General features: G+C 72.9%; 2 protein-coding genes. Both read right to left on the minus strand.

The genetic code is table 11. The features are described 5' to 3' along the window. Positions 1 to 889, minus strand: an 889-nt coding sequence (locus QR77_RS47165) for a serine/threonine-protein kinase (RefSeq protein ID WP_160310993.1), incomplete at its 3' end; no start/stop codon positions are given. Continuing rightward, a partial coding sequence (locus QR77_RS36745) for a hypothetical protein (protein ID WP_201778856.1) occupies positions 886 to 1,614 on the minus strand: 729 nt, incomplete at its 5' end. The genes QR77_RS36745 and QR77_RS47165, both read right to left, overlap by 4 nt.

The raw sequence follows: 1,614 nt of genomic DNA on the forward strand, positions 1-1,614 counted from the left end.
GGCTCGCGGCGTCCAGGAGCGTGGCCGCCGCGGTCATCGGGATCCGGGCGTCGTCCTCGGGCGGGCCGTCCAGGAACCGGGCGAGCAGTTCCCGGGCGCCGGGGCGCTCCGCCGGGTTCTTCGACAGGCAGGCGGCGATCACGGGGCGCAGCGCCTCGTCGACGCCGGTCAGGTCGGGCTCGGTGTGCAGCACGGCACCGATGACGGCCGCCACGCTGTCCGCGGCGAACGGCGCCCGGCCGGTGGCCGCGTAGACCATCGTGGAGCCCCACGCGAACATGTCGGCGGCCGGGGTGACCGGGTCGCCGCTCAGATGCTCGGGCGCCATGTAGACGGGTGTGCCGATCACCTGGCTGGTGAGGGTACTGGTGGCCTCCAGGACGCGGGCGATGCCGAAGTCGACGACCCGAGGGCCCTCCGGCGGCAGCAGAACGTTGGCGGGCTTGAAGTCGCGGTGCACGATCCCGGCGCGGTGCACCGCCACCAGTGCGGCCAGCGTGCCGATCGCCAGTCGGGTCAGCGCGGTGCCACGCTGCGGGCCGTGCGCGCGGACGTACTCGTGCAGTGAGGGGCCCTTGATGAACTCGCTGACGATGTACGGCTGGCTGCCCTCGATGTCCGCCGTCAGCACCTGCGCGGTGCTGTACGAAGCGACGTGCCGGGCGGTCTCGACCTCCCTCGCGAAGCGGGCCCGCGCCCTGGGGTCGGTGCCGAAGGACGCGTGCAGCAGCTTGACGGCGACCTTCTCGCCGCCGGGGCCGTACCCGAGATAGACGACGCCCTGGCCGCCCTGGCCGAGCCGGCCGGCGAGGCGGTAGCCGGCGATGGCCCGGGGGTCGCCGGAGTGCAGTGGGGAGACACCGGACGTCCCGTCGCCCGCCGGGCTCATCGGGTGCACCCCGTACAGTTCTTGAGGCTGTTCACCAGGGAGCGGGCCACGGTCTCGGCCTCTTTCCGCACCGCGGCCTCCGAGGTGGGGATCATCCGCTTGCCGGTGTTGGCACCCGAGCTGTACTTCACCGTGATCTCGGCGTTGGCGAGGCGGGCGTCGATCTCGACGAACTCGGGGTCGTAGTGGGCACCGTCCTTCGCGAGTTCGTGGTGGGAGAGCGAGACCGCCTCGTCGCCTATTCCGGTCAGCTCCTCGGTCGGGCCGTAGTAGTCCACGTAGCCGCCGCCGAGATCCTTGGTGCGGTTGGCTTTCGACGCGAAGTCCTGCCGGGTGGTGGTCAGATCGGCGGCGGCCCGCCGTACTCCGTCGGTGGGGTCGCCGTCGACCAGGTCCGCGTCCTCCATGTCCAGTTGGACGGAGACGTCGACGCTGAGCTGTCGCCAGATCGGGGAGGAGTCGCCGGTGTGCTCCCAGACGCAGCCCGCCCGGACGGACGCCGCCTTCTGCTCGGGGCCCTCGCCGTCCCGGTCGACCGAGGCCGCCGGCACCAGCCTCCGTACGGTCGCCGCCGGAACCATCCGGCAGCCGCTCTCGGTCAGCGACGTGTACTTCTGCTGCTCGCCGCCTTCGCCCAGCCACCAGACGCCGGCGCCGGCGAGCACGGCCAGCACGGCCACGGCCCCGGAGAGCGCCGGCCACCGCCGGCGCCTGCCACCGCTCCC

Origin of the sequence: Streptomyces sp. 150FB (assembly GCF_000818195.1) — a bacterium.
Taxonomy (GTDB): Bacteria; Actinomycetota; Actinomycetes; order Streptomycetales; family Streptomycetaceae; genus Streptomyces.